This is a genomic window from Pseudomonas sp. HN2-3, assembly GCF_020691745.1.
Lineage (GTDB): Bacteria > Pseudomonadota > Gammaproteobacteria > Pseudomonadales > Pseudomonadaceae > Aquipseudomonas > Aquipseudomonas capeferrum.
In genome coordinates this window covers 5129475-5154484 of record NZ_CP085704.1, presented here as the reverse complement: position 1 = coordinate 5154484, position 25010 = coordinate 5129475, and the positions used below count along the sequence as shown (strand labels likewise).

The window sequence follows — 25010 nt, the reverse complement described above, 5'->3', positions numbered from 1 at the left end:
CTTAGAATGCACCTGTTACCGACGTGGGTCGGTCAGTCAATCCGTAAGGGCTACATGATGAAAATCCACAAATACCAGCCAGGCACCTTTATCGAGGTCGATGACATGGCCGGTGGCCGCCGTGTGGGGATGGTCTGCAAGGATGGCGTGACGTTCTGGGATTTACTCGATTCCGACCTCTGCACACCGCTGACGATTCACCCTTCCATGGCGCCGCAGGCGCTGGGCACTTTGACCCAGTTTGGCCAGGGCAACGGGTTGGTCAAGGCGACTCAGGCGCTGGTCGGCCATTTGCGTGCAGTGGGTGATCAGCGCCTCGACAGCGACCCGCTGTTTGTCATGCGCGCGTTGTGGTTCGTGTCGAAGCGGGCGAGCGGGGCGCAGGCCGTGCCTGACGCCGCGACACTGCTTTGGGCGTGCGAACAGGCTCAAGGCCAGGCGCAAGCAGCAGCACGCATCCACCAGATGGCCAAGCAGTATTGTTCAGCGTAGCGACTGCACCCAACTGCTTGTTCGAGCCGAAACGTCCGAGCCCCGCCTTCAGTCGGGGCTCGGTGCATCTGGGGTTGCCTGGCTGTCCAGTTGCCGCTCATGAAGGGCTGCATAGCCGTCCACGGTAGCGCGCAGGGTGTTCTGGGAGTGGGGGGAGACAGCGCCTGGGCTGTGCTGGCAAAGGCCCTCGAACACGCTCTGGGCGTCGAGCCGATGCACGCCAAAGGCTTCCTCCAGCGTCGCTCGCTCCACGGCTGGCCAGTCCACCTGTGTCGCCAGTTCGTGGCGCAGGCTCGCCGCTGCATGCTTGCCGAACACGTGCGCCACGCCAGCCTTTGCTTCCAGGCCAGGCAAGGCCTCAATGCGCTTGCGCATCTCGTCCTGGCGGTCGCGACGTTGCACGGCTGCGTTCTCCGAGGCCAGCTCCACCAGTATCTCGCCGACGTTGGTAAAGCCTTCGCTGGCAAAGACCTCGGCAACCTTGCGTGAGCGCGGTTCCTCTTTGGGCAGGAAGATGGCCAGGCCATTGTCATAAGGGTGTGGCAGATCGCCCCAGAAGTGCGTGGCCTTGAAGTCGCGCAGGGCATCGAGCGCGTCAGAGAAGTAGGCGTCCTTGGCAACGGCGTAGATGGCGTATTCGTCGTTCAGCTGAGCCACCGCATCGGCATCCAGGCCGTAGCGCTCAAGGCGGCCTTGCAAGGCAACGGGTTGCTGCAGGTGCCTGGCGATATGCTGGGCCGCGACAAAGTGGTGCGAACCGCCGCTGTTGACCAGGTACAAGCCATCATCCCAGTCGTGCCTGACCATGAAGTCGGAGCCGCCATGAACAATGCGCACCTCGGGCCAGCGCAGGTTTTGCGCAAGGCCCTCCTGGCTCAGGTCTTGGGTGAATGCCTGGCAGGCCTGCTCTGCCATCTGCTGCATGGAGTTGAAGCGATACAGTTCGGACTTCGACGCCGACAGGCCGGACACGTCGGTGATATCGCAGGCGAAGTCTGCTGTCGTCTCGCGCCTGCTGAGCCGGGCCAGTGCGGGGATGTGCCGGTGCTCACCCTGATAGCGGCCGTTGGCCGAGCGCCAACCTCTGACTTCGCCGCTGCTTTCGCTACCGTGGCCGAAGCCGATGCGGTGCGACCATTCATGCCAGCGAACCACGCTCGATAACGCGATGACACTTGCAGTGTCATCGACCCGCCTGCGCAGGGCGGGTTGCTCGGCAATGACTCGGCGCAGCCGGGCCGGGATGCCCAGGTCGTCCTTGACCGTTTCCAGAAACTTTGCAGCCAGTGTTCTGAAGCTCATGGCATGACTCCATTCAGCGCATGTCGGTTGGCGTGGCGTTACTGGGTGGCCCGTTTGACGGCGTCCGCGGCGTCGCGCGCTGTGCGTTTGATGGTTTTCGCCACTGTGCGCACATCGTACGCGCAACTGATGTAGGTGCTGCCTGAATCTACATACAGCCACTGGTCATGGTTGCCGACCTCTTTCTTGTAGTCGCCGATTGGGTCCCTGGGGACGCCGGCCAGCTTGGCCACCGTCTGGATGCTTTCGCCGCTGAATGCGCCGGAGTAGGAGTTGAAATCACCTTCGCCATTGGAGCCTGGGTGCAGTGCAAGCCGGGTGACGGGGCGACCGAAAACGTCCAGCGGGTTCGGCACCGTGTATTCGCCATCGGACAAGTCCGAGGCCTGCACGATGGCTTTGCCCTTGGCTGTTTTAACCAGTGCTTCGAACTCTTCTGGCGAGACGTTGCGTTGGCAGGTCAAGACCTGAGCCAGGCGTGCGTTGGCCTCGGGCTGGTCGACTTGCTCGGCGTACGCCCCAGAGCAGGCGAGCGAAACCAGCAGCGGTACGGCGAGTTGCAGTGCTTTCATGCGGCAGATCCTTCTGGATGACAAAGTGCTATCAATTTAGCCTGTTAGAAAAACGTTTTTTGCATGGCCGCAGTGTGCGCTACGCCTTGCGGCTGGTCAAGCGAACGCCAGTGCATCCTCAGGATTTCACCTTGACGGCAAATGGCCTCAAATTCATACTCGCCATCACGAGCAACATTTTTCTAACAGGCCATTTTGATAATTGACAGGACGTTGAACGCTGGCTGATCGGCATCGCCTCCGCATGCTGCGACGCTTGTCTTGAACATCACCGTTCAGCTGGCCCTTACAAGGAGTTTTCAGGCATGTCCTACCCATTACCGCCACTTGCTGTGGAGCCGGGCCTGAGGGTGGTGGGCGATCGCCGCGCGGCCTTGTGGCTTTTGCTGGTGCCATTGCTGGGGGCACTGCTGGCCTTCGTCATTGCGGTCGCTGCGACCATGATGGGTGAAATGGCTGAAGGCTCGCCACGCTTCTACGCCGCGGCACTGTCGTTCTCGGTGCTTTTGTTTAGCGTGATTCTGCTGCCGGCCTACCTGCTCAGCGTGGGCTGGTACGCCTGGTGGACGCACGGCGCTGACCACCGTCGGCTGCGCCTGGGCCTGTGGCTTGTCCCGCTGGTGGCGCTGCTGTTTGCGTGGTTCCCCGTCACCTTGGTGCCAGGCCTGAAGCCACTTGGCCAGGACACTATCGACCCGCTGCGCATGTACTTGCTGGCAGGCGCGCTGACGCTGCTATTGGGCTATGCCTGGTCGCTTATCGTTTTCGTGATCCTGCGGTTCTGGAGAGATGTATGAGCACCCTGATTGTCACCCCGCGCAAATTGCTACCGTTGGTGTTGGCGGTAGTGTCTGCGGCGCTTGCCCCACACGCTTTTGCGGGGTTTGAATTGATTGAAAGCCCAGCCGCGCCGGTGTCTTATGTAACTACGGCGCCCCCCGTAGACGACACTGCGCAGATGCAGCAGACGATCAACGCGCTGCGTGTGGAAATCCAGAGCCTGCGGGTTCGTCTGGCAGCTGCAGAGGCCGATGCCAACGGCAGCCGCCAGGAATTGCTGGCCATCAGGGCGGGGCAGGAGCAGGTCCAGGCCTCGATCAACCACATGACGCTCAACTTCGCCTTTGGCCACTCAAGGTTCCGCCCCAACGCCGCCGATGAAGACGTGTTGGTGCGCTCTGCTCGTGCCGCGCGGCAGGTGAAGATCTTTGGCTACACCGACAGTGTGGGCACCCTGGAAGCGAATCGCCGCGTTGCCCAGCTTAGAGCGGAAGCGGCGAAGATGTACCTGGTTCGGCGTGGCGTGGAGGCCTCGAAGATCAGTGCCCAAGGCCGGGTGGGGGACTATATTGCGTCCAACGACACAGCCAATGGCCGCGCCGCCAATCGCCGGGTCGAATTCGAGTTCTCGACCACGGCCAATGAAGCCAGGCCCTCCTATGAAGTCAGTGAGGGCCGCGCACCTGTATCAGGCCTGCAGGCGCATGTTATCCAGGAATAACCGTGCCTCGGCAGCTGCCGCGATCGTAGCGTCGGCGGGCGATTCCCAGGCCACCCCGTTGTAACGCAGGCTGTAGCTTTCGCGGCAGGGGTGAAAGCCGATATGGGCCCAGTCGATCCCTTCGCGAGCAGCCCACTCGCCGAGGATTTCCGACCGGGTTTCGCCGGCCGTACGACGTTTTTCGATTTGCCCGACCACGTCTGCAAACAGGCGCAGGTTCTCAAGGTCGATACTGACCGAGGCCGGGCCGATATTCAGTACTCCACCCGGGTTACCGGGGGCAGCTTGAAATGCGCAATGAAACTGATGGCTCATTGATACTTCCTTGAAGTTTGGGCTGCAAACATACACACACTGTTGACAGTAACTTTGACCTTGAAGCCGCTTCAAGTTCAGTCTAGTCGACCCGGTGCAGGGAAGTTGAACATGTATTCACTTGGTGAACTTGAAGCATTCGTGGCGCAGGCCATCAGTGGCAATGTGTTTGCGCAGTCAGGCGGCGGCTTTGTCAGCGTGATGGCCAAGAGCACCCCGGCCATTCAAAAAGACATCCCAGCGGCATTCGAGATGTACACGCTGCTGGAGCATTTTCTGAAGACGTTGCCCATTCGTCATGAGGCGCTGGGCTTCGGTGCACCCACCATCAACCTCGAGCCGGGTATCGTGGTGAGTCACGACGGCGGCAAAGTGATTGCCTTGTTGCCGATCCAGGCCAACCAGCTGGGCGACGTGGCATTCTGGCTGGCCGATGCGCTGCCCAGCCGAGAGGTCAAGGCCATGCCCGGAACGCTGGCACTGATGTTCACTGTCGAAACCCACGATGCGATAAATCACCTGCTGCCCGAATGGCTGGCCGCTTTCTATGTCCAAGGGGATGCACGGCATTGTGTGCCGATCCTGGCGCTGAAGTCGGTGCTGGAAGACGAACGTTTCGGGGGCGACTGGGTAGCGGTCGCCGTGCACCGGCTGACGGAGTTCGCCTTGCCCCAGGCAGCGGCGGAGCAGGCAGCCGGCGCCGAGATCAAGACCACACGTTAGGCGCTGTCAGCCCTGATCGCGGCACCCATCATCTAGAGTGTGAGGCGTGTGACGCGACGATGCGCCAATGGAAGGAGGTAACGAAATGGACCAAAACTGGGCAGCACGCAAGGGCAACATGAGCCTGGACGGCGGCTACAACGGCTCTGCGCAACAGGCCGAGGCCAACCTCCACGTTGGCCGCGACCAAGGGCGCCGGGAGGGCTTCGAGCAGGGGCGCTCCCACGGTTATTCTCAAGGCTGGGATGCCGGCGCGGCCCACGCCAACCAGAAGCTGGAGCCGCTGCGTGGGCACGTGCGCCAGTACTTCGCAGAAGCGGTACAGCTCAGGGACCATGTGAAGCGTCAGAAGGCGGTAATCGACCTGATGTACGAGCAGTTGTCGCAAGTCGCCAAGGCCAACGAAGCCAACCGCAGCGCAGTGGCCGAGGAGGCCCGCCTGACCAGTGTGGTCGCCGCCCTCAACAGCGCCAATGAGTTGCAGGAACTCACCATCAAGGCGATGGAGAAGCAATTCGAGTCCACGTTTGCGCAATCTGAGCTGAAGACCGAACAGTACCAGCGCACCCTGGTCTTCACGCAGGCGGCACAAGGGCTGCTGGAGGAGCTTGCCGGCGAAGATACGCCTGAGGCCCGGCGTATCCGTGAGCGGTTCGTCGAGCGTTATCAGCAGCAGGTGGCGCTGGGCCTGCGTGAGGGGCACATCCAGCGCCCGCCGGAGCAGGATGAAACGTTCCAGAAACAGCTGCCTGAAACACACCAGTTCATCCTGAGCATGCAGGCGGCGGTTGCACCGCGCTCGCAACCGGACGACTCGGACCCAGCGCCCTAGGCGCTGAGCCGGGCAGCCTCGGCTGGCTATTGCGCCGGGGCTTCGGCGGGCGGCAGTGGGGCAGGTGGGGGCGCGTAAGGGGTCTCATGGCCAGGGTTGCCAGGCTCAGCGCCTTGGCCGCCGGAAGGTGGGGCGTCCGGCGGCACGCACACCAACCCCGTTCGCACCTGTGCAGGGTACTGCTGCACCTGATACCCATACGCCGGCGGTTGGCGCATTTCGGGTGCCTGGCAGGTGCCTTCGACGACCCCCTGCTGAGGCGTGGCGAAGTCACAACGTTCACCTTCATAGCGACCGGAACACGACCGGTAGGCGGATACGGGGGTGATCCGCGTCGGTACTGGCACGTAGATGGTGGTGTTGCGCGGTAACTCCTGCCACTGCTCTTCAGCCGGCTCAGGGGCGTTCTGAGCCTGGGCAGCACTCACCAGGGCCAATGCGCTCAACGCCAGGGCGATCGATAGGGTGTTTTTCACAGGCGCCTCCAGGCATTACATGCCAGGTTCGTAGTCCGAACCGCTGGTGCGTGCGGGGGCCGGGTCGCTGTGATCCAGACCGGCATCCACGTCTACGCCACGTTCTTTCATCTCACTGATCATGTATTCGTAACCGACTGTGAAATGGGCCATGTCGTAGCCAGGGTCAGCCTGTTTGATCTTCGACGTCAGCGAGACGATTTCCAGTTTCACCGGGTCAGGTGTTTCGTCGGTATCCCAGTTACCCGAGTTGTTCTCCAGGTTGTTCAAGTGGAAGGCCTGGCTGAACGCCTTGCCATCCACGGTGATTTCCTGGGCCAGTTTCTGATAGAGGTTCTTGCCACCCAGGCCCTCGTCCAGGCTGGCATCGACCACCCGCAGGAAATCCAGATGGGCCTCTGGCGTGGCGGTGAGTTCTTTCCAGTTGCTGTATTCTTTCATTCCGTTCTCCTTGCTTGGATGTTTATGCCTGCGCCTTCATGGCTCCATTCGGCATTGGCCTGGTGCTGAGCCTGCCGCCGGGGTGGCGGCCCCCATCACGGGGTGTAATCGTTGCCTGACGATGGGCCCGAAGGCTTGCCACGGACCATGTCGACGATCCCTTGGAGCATTTCCTTGAGCCGCTCGGCGATGCGCTGCATGACGTCTTTGAGGCGCTCCAGGTGCGATTGCGCTTCGCCGTCGAAGGCCGGTGTATTGCCGGCGTTGGCATGCATGCTCTGGCTGGACGTTTCGAGCCGGTTCTTGAGCTTGTCGTAATGCGGGCTGCCGTCGGTTTCCGGGTTCAGCAGCTCTTCCTGGGCGCGCCCGTATTGCCGCGCCCAGCCGGTGAGGGCCTTGTCCATGGCTTTTTTGTTGCTCTGGGCCTCGGGCGACTGGCCTACAGCCTCGACGAATGTTTCGTGCAGGTCGGTGAATTCGCCATCGGGCTTCATCTTCTCGATCACTTCGGGCACGGTCAGGCCGGTTTGCTCGGCGCGCGCTTCGATCTGCTGGCGAACCTGGGGCATGTTGTCCGCATTCCAGAAGGCAACATGTGCCTTCTCGTAGTTGCTGGCGGCTTTCTCGACCTGATCGACCCGGTATTCGGAAAGGCGAGGCAAAACCGGCACCCGGCCAGCCGTTTCTTCCGAGAACGCAGGCTCTGCGGCTTCCTGCGCCTTTGAGCCGCCGCGCCAGGCATTGGCCAGCGCGTCCGCACCCTTGCCAAGGCCCTGCATGGCAGCACCCGTCAACGACGCGACGCCACCCACCAGCTCGGCAGTGCCACGCAACAAGGTTTCGGCACCATTGGCCTCGCGCTCCGAGCGTTTGCCAGAGGCAGCGTCATTCTCATGCAAGGAGGCGTTGATCCGCCGCACTTCCTCGGGGTCGAGCGAGTCCATTTTCTTCTTCACATCGCCCGCCACCTGCATCAGCGCATCGAGTGCCACGGGGTCGATCTCGGTGCGGGCAGTTGGCGCCTGGCTGGCGGGGGTATCCCGGCCGGCAGCCGCCCCCTGCGGCGTTGCGTTGGCGTCAGCGGCCTGCAACGCTGCCGCATCGATCGAGCGTGCGCTCCAGGTGGCTTGCGCCGAATGCTCGGCGTTGCCTTGGTAATCCAGCTGCACAGCCTGGCCGCGCTGCACTGCAGCGCCGCGTATGGCTTGCTCAAGCTCGGCGCCCCACAGGGTTTGCTCGCCAGCGGGGGATTTCAAGGTGACGTAGTAGCTTTTCGGTTGTGCAGGGTCGTTGTGAGCGGGCGCCGCGCCATGATGGACCAAGATGCCTGCGTAACTGCGCCCTGGCTCGGCGTGCGGCCCGGCAGCAGAGTGAGCGACGGCCGGTTCAGGCTTCTCGAGTTCTTTGGGTTCCATCTTTGATTACCTTTTCGTGGGCGCCGCGTTATTCAATGGATCTGGACACAGCTCCTTTCTGGGCGCGCTGATGCGCCCAATCGGTCTGTGCCCGTTGACCTGCCAATTTCTGCGACGCGTAAACGGCAAGCAATGCTTCAACTTTTTCTTTCTTGCGATAAATCGCTTCCGACAGGTAATTGCTGACACCTGTCGCCCGGTTGTAGTCGACCCACAGGGCGCGGCTGGAAACGTGCGTGATGCTGTTGTTCCACTCAGCGTCGCTGAACCGCCGGGTCGCTTCAGTCATCATCATTTCCGAAACCGACATGGTGTCGTAGCCACCAATGGGGGCTGTCGGCAAGGCACCATAGCCATCGGCGTCAGACAAGTACATCTCAGGTGTTTTGCCATCTGCTTCGGCGAGTGCGGCATCGGCGTTGGCAGCGGCCACCTGCACGGGTTCGGCCGTGGAGTCGGGGGCGACGCCGCCTGAGGGCACATTGCCGAACAGGATCTGGTGTTGCGCCTTGGTATCCTTGCCCAGGATCGGGTAGTGCTCCGGGTGGCCATCCTGAATGGAATAAGTTTGGCAGAAATAGGGTGCCGGGTCAGTCTTGTAGCCAATGTCGTCCTGGCGATTGAACACGGGCGGTAACTGGGCCGGGTTAAAGGGCCCACGGTGAGCATTTTCGGCAAACGCCTTGGCCCTGGCCGCATCCTTTTGCGCGGTGCCATAGGTGAAGTGCAAATGCTTGGTCATGCTGCTGCTGGGCGTATTGCCCGACAGGCCAAGTTGCTGCCCGGGTTTTACCGTAGCGTAGCGCTTCACGCCATTAGCAAAACCGCTAAGGTGGTAATACGCGACGATATCGCCGTTGTCCCGTTTGATCAGCACTGTGTTGCCCGCCGACCCTCGGCTTCCGGCAAATGCGATGACACCTTCAGTGGTCGCATACACCGGTTGCGACGCGCCACTGGTAGAGAAGTCGAGGCCATCGTGCATGTGCGCTTTCTTGTTGGCCGAGCCGAAGTTGCCCGAGCCGCCGCCGCGGAATTTGCCGAAACGCCCGGAAACAACTTCCTTGTCGGTCGGCGATACCATGCAAGTGTCGGCAATGGCGCTGTGGGCGTAAACCGCCAGCCCCAAGGCAGCCACGCCTCGCAAGATCGTTCTGTTCATACCTTGCGCTCCGTCACTTAACACTCTGCTTCACGTTTTGCTTGGCGGCATCCGAGGCGGCTTGGCTGGTGCGGGCTTGTGCGCCACCTGCAGTAACTTCCAGCGACACCAGCGAAGCCAGTTGGGCTTCCATGCTTTCGTATTGGCGGTACTGCTTCTCTTGGATGGCCAGGTCCAGCGCCTTGATCTTCAGCAGCTCGACCAGCGCGCCGCGCTCGTTCTGCGCCGCCATCACCCGGGCCCAGCTGTCGTATTCGGCGGTGTTGCCCGAATAGCGTTTGACCTCGTTACGGAAGTGCACCGCCAGCGGCAGGTCGGAGCCTGTCTCCTTGCCCTCTACACCCGAGTAGTCGAGCTGGATGGCCTTGAGGCTGGAGAGTGCAGGCGAGACCAGCGCGTCTTTACGGGCCTTGGACAGGGAATAGTCTTCGGCGGCAGACGATTTGCCGGCCGATGCTGGTACCGGGCCGTCAGGCAGGCCAGCGATGTTGTTGACGAACCCGACCTTGGCCTCGTACAGCGTTTCGCCTTCCATGGCGGGTTCGAACAAGGTAGCCACGGTCAGGTCGGCGCCGGGCATCGACCCGGTCGATTGGCACATGCCCGAATCGGCCTGGTCTTGCGTGCAGAACTTCTGCCGTGCCTTCACCAGTGCTGACTGGGCGCTGATCGGCTCGGCATAGGTGCCCGGTGCGGCGACGATCTCGGCTTTGACCCGTTGGCGAACCTCGGTGGTCATGTCGGCATCGCGGTTGCTCATCAGCGTTCGGGTCGAGTAGACCTTGCACGGCGAGAAGCCTTGGCCGAACTCACCGCCATAGTCGAAGCGGGCCTGCTTGACCCGCTGGGTCTGCGCCAGCACGTTCAGCGCGGTCGCCGTTTGTTGCGCCGCATTGCGCCCTGCCTCGGCAACGGTGTTGGCCGACAGGGCTTTCTGCTTGGTCATTACCGCGATGGCGGAGGTCAGGCGCTGGCTTTGGGTCTCGAGCAACGCCGAAAGGGAGGCGTCGACTGTGGACACCGCCCCGTTGAGCGTCTGGGTAGCCGCCGTGAACGCCGGCGCCACGACGGTTTCCTGATACTGCGGTGGGCAGTAGGCCCAGGCCAGCGTAGAGGTGAGGGCCAGCGATACGCCGAACGACACCTTCCATTTACGCGACTCGCGCGCTTCGTCGAAGTCCTTTTTCATACGCATCTCATTGCACCGCCTGCTTGGCGGTTTCAGACAGCACCTTCTGATATCGCGACTCCAGCGGCGCGTCGAGGCGGTCGGACGAGGCGACCACCAGTGTCGCCAGGTTGGCGATCAGCCGTTGGTTCTGCTCGTACTGCTGCTGATGGATCCATACCTCGAGGCCGCCCATCTTGGCGGCCTCCACCAATAGCCCGCGCTGGGTCTGGCGCGCCAGGTTGCCCGACCACTGCTCGGCTTCCTTGCCGCCGAAGTACTGGTTCACACGCAGCTTGAGCACTTCGTTGGGCGACTTGCCGCCGAACTGGGTGCTGCGGGTGTTGGCTGCGTTGATGGTCGACAAGCTGTAGGCCGGCACCGACAACATCGAGTCCTTGCGGTTTTTCTGGACCATGTAGGTTTCACCGGCAGGCGTCGCACCGGCCTCTTTGGCAAGCTTCTCGTCCGGCGGGCCAATCACATGCTGAATGTAGGCAGTACGCGCTTCGGTCGTCAGCGAGTTCTCTTCCGCAGGCTCGAACAGCAGGGCGGCATTGGTATCGCCGCCGGGCAAGGCGCTGAGCGTGCACAGCCCGGCATCCGCCTCTGCGGCGGTACAGAACTTGTCGCGGTGCTCTTTCAGGCGCGCTTGCATCGCCTGGGAGGTTGACGTCACCAGGCGACCCGGGGAGGCGTCGAGTACACCGACTGCCGCCTTGGCCTTGGCGGCCAGGGTGGTGAAGGCCAGGTCCATCGATTTGTTCTTGGCCACCGTACCGCAAGGGTCGAAGCCTTGGCCGGTCGCCGCGTTGAAGTCGAGGTAGGCTTTGGCGACCGCAGTGTTCTGCTGCTGCGCACGAATGGCGTTCACCAGCTGTTCAGACGTTTGCCGGTTGTTGTCCGCCACCACGTTTGCAGACAGCGCTTCCTGCTTGGTGGCAATGGCCACCGCCGAAATGATCTGCTCGAACTTGGTCGTCATCTGCGCACCGAAGCTGGTGCCAAAGGCGGCAATATTGGCGCCCACTGTCGCCGTGTGCGTCGATATCTGTGCTGCGGTCCATGCCTCTGCGGGGCCGAAACCGTACAGCGCACCGTAGGAAACACTGGAGAGCATTGTCGACCCCGCGACAATGCCCGCTAACTTGAGCCGAAAATTCATATCACTGCCCTGTGAGCATTGGCACGCGACGGTCCGTCACTTGCCCTACGAGAGAGTTGGCAGCCATCGCGCTCATCGCCGAGGTGGCGAGCTGCTGCGACTGGGCGGCGTTGCAGGCGGCTGAGGTGCAGTCGATGTGCGCCTCGGCGCGCTGATCGGTGATCATCGCGGTGTAGGCATACGCTGCCGCCTCGCCTTCGGGGGCGAGGGTGTTCTCGCTGAACGGCCCGGCGTAATCCACATCCCAGCCCTGCATGCCGTTGGCGTTGAGCGTGCACATGCCCTGCCTGGCCTCGGACACGGTGCAGTAGGTATCGCGGTGCATGGCCAGGGCCGACTGATCGGCCGTAACCCTGGAGCCCACACGCTGGGAGGCGTAAGTGGCCATCAGCCTTGCCGTGTCCTTGTCACGCTGGGACACGGCCTCCACGAACAGCTTGCCCTGCTCCTGGGCCGTGCATTTGATGGTCACCGGTTGCCCAACGGCAGAATCGAACGATGTCACGGCCTTCATCACCCGGTCGGACATGTCGATGGTGCCTACCGCGTTGGCCAGCTGCTTTTTCGAGTCGCTGTCCACCTGCGAGACGACGTTGGCCGACAGCGCGGTCTGCTTGACCGTCACCGACCAGGCACTCATTTCGCTCTGCATCGTGTTGAAGAACGTCAGCACCGATGCCCAGGTCAGCGCCTGGGCCGGCAGCGCCGTGGCCCCGACCGCAAGACCCACCGCCAGAACTGCTGCGATCTTTTTCATCGACAGCCCCTTTTAGTTGAACAGGCCCGCAGCGGAGCTGGACGACCCGCTGTTCGAGTTTGGCGAGGCACTTGGCGTGCTGACGGGGGCCGGTGCTGCGCTGGCAGGCGCCGCTACGCTGTTGGTGCTGGCTGGGGCCGTGGTACCCGTGCCGGCACCGGCACCACCGCCGAAGTCGGTCTGCACGTAGTTGAACGGGTTCACATCCACGGTGTAGGTGGCTTCGTAGCCTGCCGCGGCGTTGTGGTAGCCGCTGCCCAGCTCTGGGTCGAGCGTGCTCATGCCCTGGCTGACCAGGCCGTTGGTGAGGCCGTTGAGGTCGCCCAGCGAGGTGCCGCTGCTGACCTTGCCAATCGCCTGGTTGATCGGCGTGGTAACCATCGAGGCGACCTGCTGTACCGCCGAACACACCTTTTTCTGCGCGTATTGCAGAACCGCCGCCTGGGCGGAGGCGAGGATGCTGCCCAGGCTCGGGATGGAGCCCGAGAGGTCGAACAGGCTGCTAAGGCCACCGAAGCAATCCGCCGTGGCGCTGAACAGCGACTCGACATTGGGTGTGGCCGACGCCAGCTCGGTATGGATCTTCAGCGCATCGCCGATGGAGGCGCCAATGGTGCCTTCCTTGGTGCCCTCGGCGCAGTCCTCGGCATCGGCCTTGATGGCTTCGGCGACGACTGAATCCTGCTGCGAGATCAGGCTGCTCGACGTCGCGCCCAGGCTGCTGGTTGCCCCGAAAGCCGGCCCGGCCAGCACCAGCCAGGCGCCCAGCACCCCGCCCAGTACCGCGCGCTTGCCCACAGATTTGCCTATCGCCTGTGCGACAGGGTTCAAGCGTCCCTTATACATCTGCGTAACTCCCCATGATCTGTGATATCTCGCGCAGCCGCTCCCCGCAGAAAATCTCGCTGAGCAGGTGCGTCTTGCTGAAGGCATCCAGCCGACGCCGAAACGCCGCCAGGTCCATCGACTGCGCTGAGTCGCTGCCTAACAGCGCGGCCAGCGCCCCGGTGAAAGCTTCATTGCGTTGCGCGACATACCGCACCAGGTACATGCAGCGCGACGAAGTGAGGTGTGCCAGCAGCTCGGCGAATGGCTGCGGAAGCCGATGCAGCACGCGCGCATAGGCCTCCACGAAGGTTTGGATTTCTTGCATCAGCAGCTGGATTTCGAACTGTTGCCCGGGAGCGTCTTCGTCAAAGTCCACGGCCCAGCGGTCCACGCGGTCCATGGCCATCAGAAAATTCAGCAGCTGGACATTGCGCGACGACGCGGCGAAGTGGCCCAAAACGCCGTGTGCCGTGAGATCAAGCTGGTCGATGGGCGGCACGGCCGCATCTGAGGTTCTGTCTTCGTCCATTCCCTGCACTCGCTTAAAGCATACTGAAATACGCTAAAATGCATCCTGTTTCTAATTCTCTATCAAAAAGACTGGCGTATCAACTTTTTGACAAAAGGATGTAGTAGGTCTGAGTGCTGGGTCGCATTGCGCGTTCAGCTGAACGTAAGGCGTTCTGTGGGTCACGCTCTGGCTAGGAAGATGGCGTAGGTATGGAGGCTTGGGATGTCAGAAAAGGAATTGCGGTGCCGGCAGTATTACCAGTCGGTTTATGAAAGGAAGCAGCCTGTACTCGGTAAGGGGAGGGCTCTCGATGAATCCCTGCAGCATTTTCTGGATCAGCGCCCTTCAGGTAAGAATCACTCGGCACTTGACCGCGCGACGGGTTTGGCTTCAGCACCGTTTTGGCGTGATGCGGATGCAGTTGCACACTCCGAACTGGCCAGCTTGGCGCTGAGCCGCCTGCTGCATTTTGATAATGCAGCCAGTGTCGACCTGCTGCTGGAGCTGGCCAGCCATGCGCCAGATACCCTCAGATGGTCAATTCGTTACGCGAAGGTGTTCGAGCGTACTGATTCACCGCTATGGCTTGCGCTTCGTACGGCACTCACGGGGGATGAATGGCAGGAATTCTTCGGGGTCTGTGACCGTTTGCTCGATCAGCTCAAGCCCTTTGATGAGCTGATCAGCAACGCTGAAAAACAGCTTGAGCATTTGTCCCTGCTGGAATTGCTTTCCTACCTCAGTGTGCTGGCTTATCAAGCGTTCTCCGAAGATGCCCCCGCTGATCGTTCTGGTCAGCAGTGGCAGGTCTACAGCCGCATTATCTTGAACAAACTCAGGGCTTGTTCGGAAGAGGATTTTCGTTTGAACGAGGCGCGGATCGGGCAGTCACTGAAACGGCATCTGTCACCGATCATTTTCCCTGGGGCGTTTACCCCAGACTCAGTGAGATGCCGTGAAAACCTCAACTCACTGAGCGTAATGATTGCGGCAACGCACGAGCGAATCGACTACGAGGCTTCAATCGACTGGTTCTGCTTCAATCCTGAATGTCGTTACCAGTTAAAGCCGGGTGAGCCCGTTATCTACAATGAGTCGGAGGCGGAGACAGAGCGGTGGCAACGTACCGGGCGCAAGAACGACCTGCTTTGGCACTACTGGATAAACCGTGCCGTGGAGGCATTCAGTACTTCCAGCATAGCCACTGAAATTATCGGCTCGCCCGAGAACCATGAGCTGAACCAGCTGGCCTACATCAAGGCAATACGCAGTGAGCTGCAACTGCAGCAGATCTACGGCCTGGGTGACAAGCTTACGCTCGATGATGGTGCTGAAGTTCAGCTTCACTCTGTGTTGCTGGCGAGTGAGTTGACCTCGGTGTTCTTCCAGAAGCATTTTATCCAGCCCTACCAGGATTACCTTCGCGAGTCCGGCGTGCTCGCCCATGCGCTTGGTCGATTGGCTATGAGCGGCATGCGATCAGGGGAAAACAGATTCCCCCTGACATGGTCCGAAGAGGAAGCAAAAGTCCGCAGGATCAAAGGCTGGACGGTCAGCAAGGAATACCCGCAAGGCAGCGCCGATTCCGCCAAGGCAATTCTCAGGTTCTGGACTAGCGACCTCAAAGCGCTTGCACAGCAGTTGAAACAGCATCCTGGGAAGCCTGTGCCACGCCTGGCTGAGCAACCCTTCTACAAAGTTGGCCGCTTCAGTTTTCAGTTTCCTTGGGTGGTCTCGGAGCAGAACAACGTGACCGCCGCCATCAATAATTTGCGACGCGTGAACGCCCGCCGAGCCGATGCACAGGCAGAAACCCAGCGTGTAGAGCTGGCGCTGGCCGAGAGCCTACGGCGACGAGGCTTTGCCGTAGAGGTGGGCTATCGGCCTCCCGTGACAGAAGAAGACGATGCCGGTGAAGTGGACTTGATCTGCCATCAGGATGGTGTGTTGCTGCTCATCGAGGTCAAGTCGGGTTATATCCGTTCAACCCGGCATGAGGTTTGGCTGCATCGCACCAACACCTTGCGCAAAGCCGCTTGGCAACTACAGCGTAAGCGAATTGCGGTGGCTAAGGCGTTGGTGGCTGATCTAGGTCTGCGTACCAGGCTGGGCTATGACGCGCAGCATCCCGAGGTGGATCTGCGGGCCTGGATCGTTGATACGTCCATTGAACTCGATGGGCAGGCAGTCGATGGGTTCAGAGTGGTATCACGTGAGGCGCTGGAGGTCATTTTGCGCGACGAGAAGCAGCTTCTTAAACCGTTGGATCAGCTTGATGAAAGTGGTCGCGATTCATTGTTCCCTGAGGGGTTTACGGCGGATCGATTTGTGGCTGTTGTCGAGTCTGATGAGCTGTGGCGGGGTTTCTGCTAGCGCTTGGGCAGTCATGACCTTTGTACTCACTGCCCCATATAAACGCCCTGTCTACCAGACCTTCAATCGTCGTATTTCGGGCTAAAAACGCTGCATCGTTCGGCATTTAGGGAATGCCGAACAACCCCAAAACTGCTGCCCTGCCTTCGCCCCTGATTTGGCGGTCCGAACCAGCAGCGCATTGCCACATTTAGGGCATTGCCGCTCGGCTGTCGGGTCGCTGCGGCGTTTCAGGTTTTGCACATGCTCGCGGTGGGTAGCGCGGGTAGCGGCACGGCGGCCGGTTTGCAGGGTTTGCAGCATGGCGTTCACATCGGCCTCGGTGAACACCGGCTGATTAAACGATTTGATGTAGCGAATGAACTTGCTGCCTTGGGTAACGTTGGCTGGCATCTGCGTTTTGAACGTGCTGTCACCGACGAAGGTGATCACCGAGTGCAGGTGCTCGGCATTCACGCCCAAGGTCGTTTCCAGTGCTTTGAGGTGCTTGTAGTTCTGCCGCAGCGGGTTCTGGAATTTGAAGGTGCGCTTGTAGAGCTTCTGCGTCCACTGGGGCTGCTTTTCGCTGCCGAAGATCCAGCCGTTCATATTCTTCGTTTCCAGCACGAAAATACCGTACACCGAGACGAAAACGTGGTCGATCTGGGTGGTGCCGTCCGGGGTGTCCAGGGTGATGTTGTGCAGGCGGCGATAGGTTTGCTCGTTCAGGTACAGGTAGGCGAAGTAGCGTACAAGCAGCTCGCCGAGGTAGCCCTTTACACCTGGAGACTTGAGTGCGAAAAGCAAGATGACGAGGGGGATGAACCAGCTCAGGGGGATCCAGTGCTGGGCGATGTTGGGGGTGAAGTCCATTTCTTAACCTTTCAAAAATATGGGTAACAGCGGCTATTCCAAGCCGCCGTACGAACAGCCGTTGACCTAAAGGCTGGCTTTTACTTGAGCGATTGCTTCCCCGAGACGTTCGGTGAAGCCCGACTCACCTTGATGGCTCATTACCAGGCGATCGACTGCGCGCGTCATCGCCACGTATAGCAAACGCATCTCGTCAGCTTCATCTTCGCCCTTGGCTGGCATTTCATGCAGGCGCGGGATCATCACAAAACCAAACTCCAGCCCTTTGCTGGAGTGCATGCTGACGATTTTTACCGAATGGTGGGCGTAAAGCTTTGTGCGCTGAGAGCTCACACGTGCGGTGGTGTAGGGGATACCTGCCGCCTTTAGCGCCTCTTCAACCCAGAAGGCCTGCTCGGTATGCCGGTAAATGACCGCCATGTCGTCCCAGGCTCTGCCGTTTTCATGTTCTGACCTCAGCCTAGCAACCAGGCATTGCGCCTCTTGTGCAGCCCCAGCAAGGCTTAGAAGCTGTGGCATCTCACCCCGGCGACCTGCACTTTGGGGTGCAAGCACAGGTACATGGTCGTCTTCGGCGTCGCGTGCGCTTAGCAACTCCTTGGAGAATGCATGGGCAACCGACAGCACTTCCAGCGTGTTGCGATAATTGATACGCAGCACCGTGGTACGGCCAGAAGCCTTGATGCCTACGCTGGCAAAACTGAACGCCAATTTTGTGCTCGACGCCTTGCCGCGATAGATCGCTTGGGCGTCGTCATACAGTACCAATAGGTCCTCGCGCTCACGGTCCACCTGATGGACGACTAAGCGGAACCACTCGGGTTTGAAGTCATGCCCTTCATCAATCAGGATGGCACCGTACTGTTCGGGCGCGAGGGCGCCGCTTTCCATTTGCCGAAGCACCTCTTCTTCCAGTGCTTGAATAAACTTCGCCCCTTTCATTTCGGGGATGGCGAGTTTTGCTTGCGTCAGCAAGCTGTGGCACCAGGCGTGAAAGCCTACGACTGTTACCTTGTGCTCCTGGCGGTGCTGTTGCAGCACCTGGTTCAAACGCGCGGCAAGTGTTTTGTTGAAGCACAAGACCAGCACCGGTTTAGTGGCTGCGCGAGCCAGGTACAAGCAGCGATAGACCAGGATCATGGTTTTACCGCTACCTGCCACACCGTGAATCACCCGATGGCCATCGCCCATTGAGCGCGCCAACTGCTCTTGCTGAAGGTCCATCACTTTCAGCAGGCAGGGAAGGGGCGCGTCTTGTTCACTGAACAACCCGAACTGGGCGGGGGCAGGGCTCAAGCGGATCTCTGGAAACAAGTGATAACGCACTCGGTCGATCTGTTCTGGTACCAGATGCACGGGAAACTGATGGACCAGCATCTTGCAAACTTGCTGTTCGAACACGCTGCTGTCGGCGGTTTCGTACATCTCGTCCTTGCAGATGACCCGCGTGCCCTCCATCGCGGCACCAAGCTGTCTTGCCTCGAACTCTTTGCGAGTGATTTCGGTGAGCACCACCCCCCAGCTGTACGGCATGATCAGCTTGCCGGGCCGGTAAGCCTCAGCACCTTGGGTCAGCGCGCTGTCTTTCTCCAATGCCTGAACCGTTTCAAAGGCATTCTTGCGGGCCTGCGCCAGGGGGTTGATAACGGTTTTTTCCTGACCTTCATCGTATTTTTTTACATCGCTGGCCGTTATCGAGATCAGCGAAGTCATTTTCCAGTCTTTGACTTCGAGCACCAATAGCCCGATTTTCGGGTGCAACAGGACAAAGTCAGGTTGCAGACCTTTTGGGCCTACTGGCACGTTGAACCAGCATAGCCAGTCGTTTGAGAGCTTTTTCTCGAGTCGCTCCGCCAGGCGTTTTTCGCCGGGAGCATCGAAGCGACAGGCACTGAGTGCCGGGAAGAGTTGGGCCATATCCTTATCGTCCATATCCAAAAACGCCGTGCACAGTAGGATTTAATGCTGCGAGGTGCAAATCCAAAAGGAGGAGGGGGCGGTTTGGGGTAGCGGTGCTGGAGGATTCACTGACTGCGATGGTGGGCCGTGAGGGGAGGGCTGGGGGGGTAAGCGTTAAGCCAAGGCGGCTTGCTTGGTTTTACCAAATAGCAGCGAAGGGCCGGGGTAAGTTGATTCTGTTGCATAATCTATTGAAATATAATTATTTTTCCTCTTCTGTTTTTTTTGGGGAATACCAGTTGGAATGCTGAACTTCGCTTGATCGCACGTTTACAATCGATCTGTCCAGTACGCTTCATGATCATGGTTCTCAATTAACTCCCCCAGCTGCCGGTGATTACGGGCACTGATCGGCTGCTTCCCTTGGCATGCCTAAACGGCCCTCAAACATCGATAGCCAGGCACTGCAAAATGCAGTACATTTGCACGTCATCGCCACCGAGTTGACGTCATGTCACGCCTGAAAGACGAAACCCTTTCCATACGCACCTCTGCCGAGATCAAGAAACTGCTGCGTATCGCCGCTGAGCGCGAACGAAGATCGGTCGCATCCATGATTGAAATTCTCGTACTCGAATACGCCAGGTCACACAAATTGAAAGTGGAGTCTGGTGATATAGATCCCTCACAAAAAGATGCCTGAAATGCTCCTCCCAATAGCATACGGAACGGCCTCCATATAAAGCAGGACATCAATGTCAGGAACCAGTTTATGAAAACCACAGAACTCCAGATCGAACAGGATTTGATCGCAAAGCTCGGTGATCTTAAGTACGTCTTCCGCTCTGATATTCGCGATCGTGTGGCGTTAGAGACAAATTTCCGAACTAAGTTTGAGGCACTCAACCGGGTGCGCCTGAGCGATAGTGAGTTTGCTCGTCTGCTTGATAGCATTATCACTCCTGATGTCTATAACGCTGCTCAAACGCTGCGCAATATCAACAGCTTCGAACGAGACGATGGCACGCCGCTGAATTACACCTTGGTGAACATCCGAGATTGGTGCAAGAACGACTTCGAGGTCGTCAATCAGCTGCGCGTGAGCACCGATAACAGTCATCATCGCTACGACGTGATGTTACTTATCAACGGTGTACCCGTGGTGCAAATTGAGCTGAAGACCTTGGCCGTAAGTCCGCGTCGGGCGATGCAGCAGATTGTGGATTACAAGAGCGATCCCGGCAACGGCTACGGGAAAACGCTGCTTTGTTTTTTGCAGCTCTTCATCGTTAGTAACCGCACCGATACTTGGTACTTTGCCAACAATAACGCGCGTCACTTTAGCTTCAATGCGGACGAGCGTTTTCTGCCGGTTTACCAGTTTGCCAGCGTAGACAACAAGAAGGTTACTCAGCTCGATAGCTTCGCTGAGAAGTTCCTGGCGAAGTGTTCCTTGGGCCAGATGATCAGCCGCTACATGGTGATGGTGGCTAGCGAACAAAAGCTATTGATGATGCGTCCATATCAAATCTATGCCGTCAAAGCCATCGTGGACTGCATTCACCAGAACTGCGGGAACGGCTATATTTGGCATACTACTGGGTCGGGCAAGACGCTCACCTCTTTCAAGGCTTCCACCCTCCTCAAGGACAACCCGGACATCGATAAATGTCTGTTCGTTGTAGACCGCAAAGATCTGGACCGACAGACCCGCGAGGAATTCAACCGTTTCCAGGAAGGTTGCGTCGAGGAAAACACTAATACCGAAACGCTGGTGCGCCGCCTGCTATCGGATGACTACGCCGATAAAGTCATCGTTACGACCATTCAGAAGCTGGGCCTTGCATTGGACGGGGCAAATAAGCGCAATTACAAGGAACGTCTGGAACCATTACGCAGCCAGCGCATGGCATTCATTTTTGATGAATGCCACCGTTCGCAGTTCGGTGAGAATCACAAAGCCATTAAAGAGTTTTTTCCTAACGCCCAGCTCTTCGGCTTTACCGGCACGCCTATCTTCGAGAAGAACGCCAGCTACCAGCAGATCGAGGGTCAGCAGGCCAGCTATCGAACCACCGATGATTTGTTTCAGCGATGCCTGCACCAGTATACGATCACTCACGCCATTGAAGATCGCAACGTCCTGCGCTTTCACGTTGACTACTTCAAACCTGAGGGCAAGACTCCGCCGAAGCCTGGCGAGGGCTTGGCCAAAAAAAAGGTGGTTGAGACTATCCTTGCCAAGCACGATGCTGCGACCAACGGCCGGAAGTTCAACGCGGTGCTGGCAACGGCAAGTATCAACGATGCCATCGAATACTTCGAGCTTTTTGCAAGCATTCAGAACCAAAAAACGGAGCAAGATCCCGAGTTCCATTCGTTGAATGTCGCCTGCGTCTTCTCCCCACCTGCCGAAGGCAACAAAGACGTACAGCAGATTCAGGAAGACCTACCTCAAGAAAAAGAAGACAACCAGCAAGATCCCGAGGGGAAAAAGTCAGCACTCATCCATATCCTCTCCGATTACAACGCTCGTTTTGGTACCAGCCATCGCATTAGTGAGTTCGACCTGTACTACCAGGATGTGCAAAAGCGCATCAAGGATCAGCAGTATCCCAACAGTGATCTTCCCGCTGAGCAGAAGATCGACATCACAATCGTGGTTGACATGCTGCTTACCGGCTTCGACTCCAAGTACCTCAACGCGCTATACGTGGACAAGAATCTCAAGCACCACGGGCTGATCCAAGCGTTTTCGCGCACTAATCGCGTCCTTAACGACAGTAAGCCCTACGGTAACATCCTCGACTTCCGCCAGCAGCAGAGGCCGGTCGAGGAGGCAATTGCTCTCTTCTCCGGCGAGAAAATCGACAATCCGCGTGAAATCTGGTTGGTCGATTCTGCGCCCAAGGTCATCGACAGCCTGAAGGCGGCTAATCAAAAGTTAGCCGAATTCATGCAGTCGCAAGGTGTGGGCCATGCACCGGAAGAGGTTGCCAACTTGAAAGGCGACGCCGCTCGCGCGCAGTTCGTCAATCTGTTCAAAGAAGTACAGCGCCTCAAAACTCAACTCGATCAATACACCGATCTTTCGGAAGAGCAGAAGATCCAGATCAATCAAATCGTGCCCCCTGACCAGTTGCAAGGCTTCAAAGGGGTGTACCTGGAGACTGCCAAGTGGCTAAAGGAACAACAGGATCGAGATCATGCTCTGCCCGAGGTGCAGCAGCTTGACTTCGAATTTGTGCTATTCGCGTCAGCAGTCATCGACTACGACTACATCATGGGCCTCATTGCGAACCTAACGCAGCAAAAACCTGGCAAGCTCACTATGAATCGGGAGCAGCTCATCGGCCTGATTCAGTCCGATGCCAAGTTCATCGATGAGCGTGAGGACATTGCTGATTACATTCGCGGTTTGCCTGGCAATGAAGCCCTAGACGAGAAGCAAATTCGCGCCGGTTTCGACCGCTTTAAGGCAGAGAAAAAGGCACGGGAGCTTACCGATATGGCCGGTCGCCATGCAGTTGCGCCTGATGCCCTACAGGCGTTTGTCGATGAGATCTTGCGCCGGCGCATCTTCGACGGCGAGCGCCTCTCTGAACTGATGGCTCCGTTGAATCTAGGCTGGAAAGCACGAACGCATAAGGAACTGGCCCTGATGGAGGAGCTGACACCGCTGCTGCATAAGCTCGCCCAAGGCAGAGAGATTGCCGGCCTGGCTGCCTATGAGGAGGGGCGATGATGAGGGCAGTCTGTCCACGTGGGGCGAGATGGATTCCCGTAGACTTGCATCTGCATGTGCGCTGGGATCGAATGTTTAAGTATATCGGCGATAACAATAGCAATTACGTGGGTGCTTCTTCGAAAGCGGGCATCAATGTAAGAGCGCAGGAGCAAGCTGTATGAGTGGCCATGAAAACCATCCGATGGTGCCCCGGTTACGATTTCCGGAGTTTCGCTATGCGGGTGAGTGGATTACCGTCGAACTAGGCAGATTTTCTCAGCTTGTGACCAAGAGGGTTGGAGACTCTGCGTGCATACCATACACGATTACATCTGGCGTTGGTCTAATTAGTCAAGAAGAGAAGCTTGGTCGAACCATTGCGGGAAACTCTTTAAGGAATTATATAGTTCTGCAGAAGGATGATTTTGCATATAATAAAAGTGCAACGAAGGCTTATCCGCAAGGTTTCATTGCTCTCTATGCTGGAGGAGATCAAGCTGCTGTTCCAAATAGCATATTTACTTGCTTTCGTGTTGACCGGAATCAGGTTGTTCCGGCTTTTCTGGGCAAACTTTTCTCCATTAACTTACATGGGCGATGGCTTAGGAAGCGTATTGCGGTAGGCGCACGTGCGCACGGCTCGCTGCAAGTGGGTGATGATGACTTAATGGCAATACCCGTGCCGCTTCCTCGCGGCGCTCAGTCCCTTTCCGAACAGCAAAAAATCGCTGACTTTCTATCTTCTATTGAAGATCTGATTGAGGCGGAAACCCAGAAGCTGGACACCCTCAGGACCTTCAAGGTCGGGTTGATACGAGAGCTTTTTCCTCGTAGCGGTGAAGTTTTCCCGCAGCGGCGCTTTCCAGAGTTTCAAGCTATGGCAGAGTGGGAAATTAAAACCCTGGCCGAGTTGGCAGAAAATTTGGATAGTCGGCGGATTCCAGTGGCTGGGAAGGATCGGGTTAAGGGGGAAATTCCATATTATGGAGCATCAGGCGTCGTTGATTATGTTCACGATTACATATTCGATGAAGACTTGCTTTGCATATCCGAAGACGGCGCAAACCTATTGGCTAGAAACACTCCAATCGCTTTCTCGATTTCGGGAAAGTCATGGGTGAACAACCATGCTCATGTCCTGAGATTTGAGAGCAGGTACATTCAAAAAGTCGTCGAAGACTATTTGAACTCGATTTCTCTTGAAGACTATTTAACAGGTATGGCTCAGCCCAAGTTAAACCGCGCGAAGCTAGACACTATTCCTGTACCCATTCCACGGGATGAGGATGAGCAGAAGGCTGTCGCCGATTGCTTATCTTGTCTGGATGGCAAGATTACCGCCCAAAGTCGGAGGATTGATGTACTCAGGGCTCACAGATTGGGCTTGATGCAGCAAATTTTCCCCAAGGGATGTGATGGAATAGCATGAAGATTGAAGATATCGCAAAGCAGCTCCAAGAACTGGGTGAGAACATTGTTCTGATCTACGCTTTCAATGCCACGGGCAAGACTAGACTATCTGTGGCGTATAAAAATGCGACTAAAAACCCCGAAAGTAATCAGCACACTGGTGTTTACTACAACGCGTTCAGTGAAGATCTCTTTGTTTGGGATAATGATGAGGGTAATGGCGGCGCAAACATACACTTGACTGTGCTTCCGAGTAGCTTAAATCGATTTCATAGCTTTCTGTATGAGAATCCGGATGCAGTCATGGATAAGTTGGCTATGTATTCGCCAAAGTTTAAGTTCAGGTTGAATTCATACGAGGATCCCGAAAAGGGCATTGAGTCGGTTAGTTTTTTCGTAAGCGACGATGAAAGTGTGCCGATTAAAATCTCGCGTGGCGAAGAGCGAATTTTCGTTTGGTGCTTCTTTCTGGCTCTTCTGGAAGTTGATGGCTGGGCAAATACTCAGGATGCGCATATTTTTATTGATGATCCCGTTTCTAGTCTTGATGAGCACAATATCTATGTTACCGCCGACACAATAATTCAGCAAATTGATCAGTACTATCTCAAGAAAAAAATAATAGTTACGACGCACCACGTAGGATTATTTTCTATTTTGGCGGATCGCTTGAAGAAGGGCGGTAAGAGTGAGAGGTATAAAAAGCTAACTAAGATTTTTGTTCTTAGAAATCGAGGTGGTGAATATATCTTGGGAGCTCCTGGGGATAGTGTTTTTCTATTTCATCTGCATCTTCTTAAGTTGCTTGATGAGGCAGGTAGGGAACAGCTATATGCCCATCACGTCGTAATGTTGCGACAAGCGCTCGAAAATATATCCTCGTTTTTTGGAAAAGGAAACATTGGATACACGCTTGCCCAGATAGGCGTTGAAGATCACGAGGATGCTGCGAACGTCATAAATTCACTTTCTCATAAAGACGCTTATTACTACCAAAGTGACCTTATGTCTCCGGCCGTTGAGGTGATATTTAGGGATGTATTCACTAAGTTGCTAGATAAATACAAATTCGCATTGCATGCAGGTTGA

General features: G+C 57.7%; 24 protein-coding genes. 10 read left to right on the top strand and 14 right to left on the bottom strand.

What is annotated here, in order from left to right; all coding sequences use genetic code 11:
• The first annotated feature begins 57 nt into the window (after positions 1-57).
• On the top strand, positions 58-492 hold the full coding sequence (locus LJX93_RS23400; RefSeq protein WP_227696463.1) for a hypothetical protein: 435 nt from the start codon (positions 58-60) through the stop codon (positions 490-492).
• Positions 493-540: 48 nt separating this feature from the next.
• Here LJX93_RS23400 and LJX93_RS23395 read toward each other — a convergent pair whose 3' ends face one another.
• Both LJX93_RS23395 and LJX93_RS23390 read right to left on the bottom strand, forming a co-directional pair.
• Positions 541-1794, bottom strand: a complete 1254-nt coding sequence (locus LJX93_RS23395; protein WP_186665802.1) for a DUF6685 family protein — start codon at positions 1792-1794, stop codon at positions 541-543.
• A gap of 38 nt (positions 1795-1832) precedes the next feature.
• On the bottom strand, positions 1833-2366 hold the full coding sequence (locus tag LJX93_RS23390; RefSeq protein ID WP_095063819.1) for a hypothetical protein: 534 nt from the start codon (positions 2364-2366) through the stop codon (positions 1833-1835).
• A 305-nt stretch (positions 2367-2671) separates the two neighbouring features.
• Between LJX93_RS23390 and LJX93_RS23385 the strand changes: the two genes are divergently transcribed.
• A complete protein-coding gene (locus LJX93_RS23385; RefSeq protein ID WP_095063818.1) occupies positions 2672-3163 on the top strand; it encodes a hypothetical protein in 492 nt (163 codons plus the stop codon).
• A complete protein-coding gene (locus LJX93_RS23380) occupies positions 3160-3867 on the top strand; it encodes an OmpA family protein (RefSeq protein ID WP_227696462.1) in 708 nt (235 codons plus the stop codon). Before LJX93_RS23385 ends, LJX93_RS23380 begins: the two co-directional genes overlap by 4 nt.
• Here the strand turns inward: LJX93_RS23380 and LJX93_RS23375 are convergent.
• The gene (locus tag LJX93_RS23375) at positions 3835-4182 is read right to left on the bottom strand and encodes a hypothetical protein (protein ID WP_095063816.1); all 348 of its coding nucleotides are present in this window, start codon (positions 4180-4182) and stop codon (positions 3835-3837) included. The two genes, LJX93_RS23380 and LJX93_RS23375, sit on opposite strands and share 33 nt — an antisense overlap.
• Positions 4183-4293: 111 nt before the next feature.
• Here LJX93_RS23375 and LJX93_RS23370 point away from each other — a divergent pair, with 111 nt between their 5' ends.
• Positions 4294-4905 (top strand): hypothetical protein, encoded by a 612-nt coding sequence (locus LJX93_RS23370; RefSeq protein WP_095063815.1) that lies wholly within the window; start codon positions 4294-4296, stop codon positions 4903-4905.
• An 85-nt stretch (positions 4906-4990) separates the two neighbouring features.
• On the top strand, positions 4991-5737 hold the full coding sequence (locus tag LJX93_RS23365) for a hypothetical protein (protein ID WP_186652616.1): 747 nt from the start codon (positions 4991-4993) through the stop codon (positions 5735-5737).
• Positions 5738-5763: 26 nt separating this feature from the next.
• Here the strand turns inward: LJX93_RS23365 and LJX93_RS23360 are convergent, their stop codons facing one another.
• The 9 genes from LJX93_RS23360 to LJX93_RS23320 form a co-directional block, all read right to left on the bottom strand.
• Complete coding sequence (locus LJX93_RS23360; RefSeq protein WP_095063813.1) at positions 5764-6213, bottom strand: hypothetical protein; 450 nt, start codon at positions 6211-6213, stop codon at positions 5764-5766.
• 15 nt (positions 6214-6228) lie between these two features.
• Positions 6229-6654 (bottom strand): hypothetical protein, encoded by a 426-nt coding sequence (locus tag LJX93_RS23355; protein ID WP_095063812.1) that lies wholly within the window; start codon positions 6652-6654, stop codon positions 6229-6231.
• Positions 6655-6749: 95 nt separating this feature from the next.
• The gene (locus tag LJX93_RS23350) at positions 6750-8069 is read right to left on the bottom strand and encodes a hypothetical protein (protein WP_186652615.1); all 1320 of its coding nucleotides are present in this window, start codon (positions 8067-8069) and stop codon (positions 6750-6752) included.
• A 28-nt stretch (positions 8070-8097) separates the two neighbouring features.
• Positions 8098-9231, bottom strand: a complete 1134-nt coding sequence (locus tag LJX93_RS23345) for a M23 family metallopeptidase (RefSeq protein WP_186652614.1) — start codon at positions 9229-9231, stop codon at positions 8098-8100.
• A 13-nt stretch (positions 9232-9244) separates the two neighbouring features.
• Entirely contained in the window at positions 9245-10420 is a 1176-nt protein-coding gene (locus LJX93_RS23340) for a hypothetical protein (protein WP_227696461.1), read from the bottom strand.
• A gap of 7 nt (positions 10421-10427) precedes the next feature.
• Positions 10428-11519, bottom strand: a complete 1092-nt coding sequence (locus LJX93_RS23335) for a hypothetical protein (protein ID WP_227696460.1) — start codon at positions 11517-11519, stop codon at positions 10428-10430.
• Between the two features lie 46 nt (positions 11520-11565).
• On the bottom strand, positions 11566-12321 hold the full coding sequence (locus LJX93_RS23330) for a hypothetical protein (protein WP_095063807.1): 756 nt from the start codon (positions 12319-12321) through the stop codon (positions 11566-11568).
• A 12-nt stretch (positions 12322-12333) separates the two neighbouring features.
• Entirely contained in the window at positions 12334-13167 is an 834-nt protein-coding gene (locus LJX93_RS23325; RefSeq protein ID WP_227696459.1) for a hypothetical protein, read from the bottom strand.
• The gene (locus LJX93_RS23320; protein ID WP_095063805.1) at positions 13160-13678 is read right to left on the bottom strand and encodes a type IV secretion protein IcmW; all 519 of its coding nucleotides are present in this window, start codon (positions 13676-13678) and stop codon (positions 13160-13162) included. Before LJX93_RS23320 ends, LJX93_RS23325 begins: the two co-directional genes overlap by 8 nt.
• A 204-nt stretch (positions 13679-13882) precedes the next feature.
• Here LJX93_RS23320 and LJX93_RS23315 point away from each other — a divergent pair, with 204 nt between their 5' ends.
• The gene (locus LJX93_RS23315; RefSeq protein WP_227696458.1) at positions 13883-16033 is read left to right on the top strand and encodes a YraN family protein; all 2151 of its coding nucleotides are present in this window, start codon (positions 13883-13885) and stop codon (positions 16031-16033) included.
• A gap of 81 nt (positions 16034-16114) precedes the next feature.
• On the opposite strand, the gene LJX93_RS23310 is transcribed toward LJX93_RS23315, so the two are convergent.
• Together LJX93_RS23310 and LJX93_RS23305 are read right to left on the bottom strand one after the other, a co-directional pair.
• A complete protein-coding gene (locus LJX93_RS23310; RefSeq protein ID WP_227696457.1) occupies positions 16115-16885 on the bottom strand; it encodes a nuclease-related domain-containing protein in 771 nt (256 codons plus the stop codon).
• A 66-nt stretch (positions 16886-16951) separates the two neighbouring features.
• Positions 16952-18817: a 3'-5' exonuclease gene (locus tag LJX93_RS23305; protein WP_227696456.1), complete on the bottom strand. Its 1866-nt coding sequence runs from the start codon at positions 18815-18817 to the stop codon at positions 16952-16954.
• Between the two features lie 478 nt (positions 18818-19295).
• Between LJX93_RS23305 and LJX93_RS23300 the strand changes: the two genes are divergently transcribed.
• The 4 genes from LJX93_RS23300 to LJX93_RS23285 all read left to right on the top strand — a co-directional run bounded on the left by LJX93_RS23300 (position 19296) and on the right by LJX93_RS23285 (position 25010).
• On the top strand, positions 19296-19487 hold the full coding sequence (locus LJX93_RS23300; protein WP_227696455.1) for a hypothetical protein: 192 nt from the start codon (positions 19296-19298) through the stop codon (positions 19485-19487).
• A 69-nt stretch (positions 19488-19556) separates the two neighbouring features.
• Entirely contained in the window at positions 19557-22529 is a 2973-nt protein-coding gene (locus LJX93_RS23295) for a type I restriction endonuclease subunit R (protein ID WP_227696454.1), read from the top strand.
• A gap of 160 nt (positions 22530-22689) precedes the next feature.
• Complete coding sequence (locus LJX93_RS23290; protein ID WP_227696453.1) at positions 22690-23940, top strand: restriction endonuclease subunit S; 1251 nt, start codon at positions 22690-22692, stop codon at positions 23938-23940.
• A complete protein-coding gene (locus LJX93_RS23285; RefSeq protein WP_227696452.1) occupies positions 23937-25010 on the top strand; it encodes an AAA family ATPase in 1074 nt (357 codons plus the stop codon). The genes LJX93_RS23290 and LJX93_RS23285 overlap by 4 nt, the downstream gene beginning before the upstream one ends.

Coding starts and splice junctions, on each gene's coding strand:
- LJX93_RS23400 (WP_227696463.1), top strand. CDS start 58: ATGAAAATCCACAAATACCAGCCAGGCACCTTTATCGAGGTCGATGAC.
- LJX93_RS23395 (WP_186665802.1), bottom strand. CDS start 1,794: ATGAGCTTCAGAACACTGGCTGCAAAGTTTCTGGAAACGGTCAAGGAC.
- LJX93_RS23390 (WP_095063819.1), bottom strand. CDS start 2,366: ATGAAAGCACTGCAACTCGCCGTACCGCTGCTGGTTTCGCTCGCCTGC.
- LJX93_RS23385 (WP_095063818.1), top strand. CDS start 2,672: ATGTCCTACCCATTACCGCCACTTGCTGTGGAGCCGGGCCTGAGGGTG.
- LJX93_RS23380 (WP_227696462.1), top strand. CDS start 3,160: ATGAGCACCCTGATTGTCACCCCGCGCAAATTGCTACCGTTGGTGTTG.
- LJX93_RS23375 (WP_095063816.1), bottom strand. CDS start 4,182: ATGAGCCATCAGTTTCATTGCGCATTTCAAGCTGCCCCCGGTAACCCG.
- LJX93_RS23370 (WP_095063815.1), top strand. CDS start 4,294: ATGTATTCACTTGGTGAACTTGAAGCATTCGTGGCGCAGGCCATCAGT.
- LJX93_RS23365 (WP_186652616.1), top strand. CDS start 4,991: ATGGACCAAAACTGGGCAGCACGCAAGGGCAACATGAGCCTGGACGGC.
- LJX93_RS23355 (WP_095063812.1), bottom strand. CDS start 6,654: ATGAAAGAATACAGCAACTGGAAAGAACTCACCGCCACGCCAGAGGCC.
- LJX93_RS23350 (WP_186652615.1), bottom strand. CDS start 8,069: ATGGAACCCAAAGAACTCGAGAAGCCTGAACCGGCCGTCGCTCACTCT.
- LJX93_RS23345 (WP_186652614.1), bottom strand. CDS start 9,231: ATGAACAGAACGATCTTGCGAGGCGTGGCTGCCTTGGGGCTGGCGGTT.
- LJX93_RS23340 (WP_227696461.1), bottom strand. CDS start 10,420: ATGAAAAAGGACTTCGACGAAGCGCGCGAGTCGCGTAAATGGAAGGTG.
- LJX93_RS23335 (WP_227696460.1), bottom strand. CDS start 11,519: ATGCTCTCCAGTGTTTCCTACGGTGCGCTGTACGGTTTCGGCCCCGCA.
- LJX93_RS23330 (WP_095063807.1), bottom strand. CDS start 12,321: ATGAAAAAGATCGCAGCAGTTCTGGCGGTGGGTCTTGCGGTCGGGGCC.
- LJX93_RS23325 (WP_227696459.1), bottom strand. CDS start 13,167: ATGTATAAGGGACGCTTGAACCCTGTCGCACAGGCGATAGGCAAATCT.
- LJX93_RS23320 (WP_095063805.1), bottom strand. CDS start 13,678: ATGGACGAAGACAGAACCTCAGATGCGGCCGTGCCGCCCATCGACCAG.
- LJX93_RS23315 (WP_227696458.1), top strand. CDS start 13,883: ATGTCAGAAAAGGAATTGCGGTGCCGGCAGTATTACCAGTCGGTTTAT.
- LJX93_RS23310 (WP_227696457.1), bottom strand. CDS start 16,885: ATGGACTTCACCCCCAACATCGCCCAGCACTGGATCCCCCTGAGCTGG.
- LJX93_RS23305 (WP_227696456.1), bottom strand. CDS start 18,817: ATGGACGATAAGGATATGGCCCAACTCTTCCCGGCACTCAGTGCCTGT.
- LJX93_RS23300 (WP_227696455.1), top strand. CDS start 19,296: ATGTCACGCCTGAAAGACGAAACCCTTTCCATACGCACCTCTGCCGAG.
- LJX93_RS23295 (WP_227696454.1), top strand. CDS start 19,557: ATGAAAACCACAGAACTCCAGATCGAACAGGATTTGATCGCAAAGCTC.
- LJX93_RS23290 (WP_227696453.1), top strand. CDS start 22,690: ATGAGTGGCCATGAAAACCATCCGATGGTGCCCCGGTTACGATTTCCG.
- LJX93_RS23285 (WP_227696452.1), top strand. CDS start 23,937: ATGAAGATTGAAGATATCGCAAAGCAGCTCCAAGAACTGGGTGAGAAC.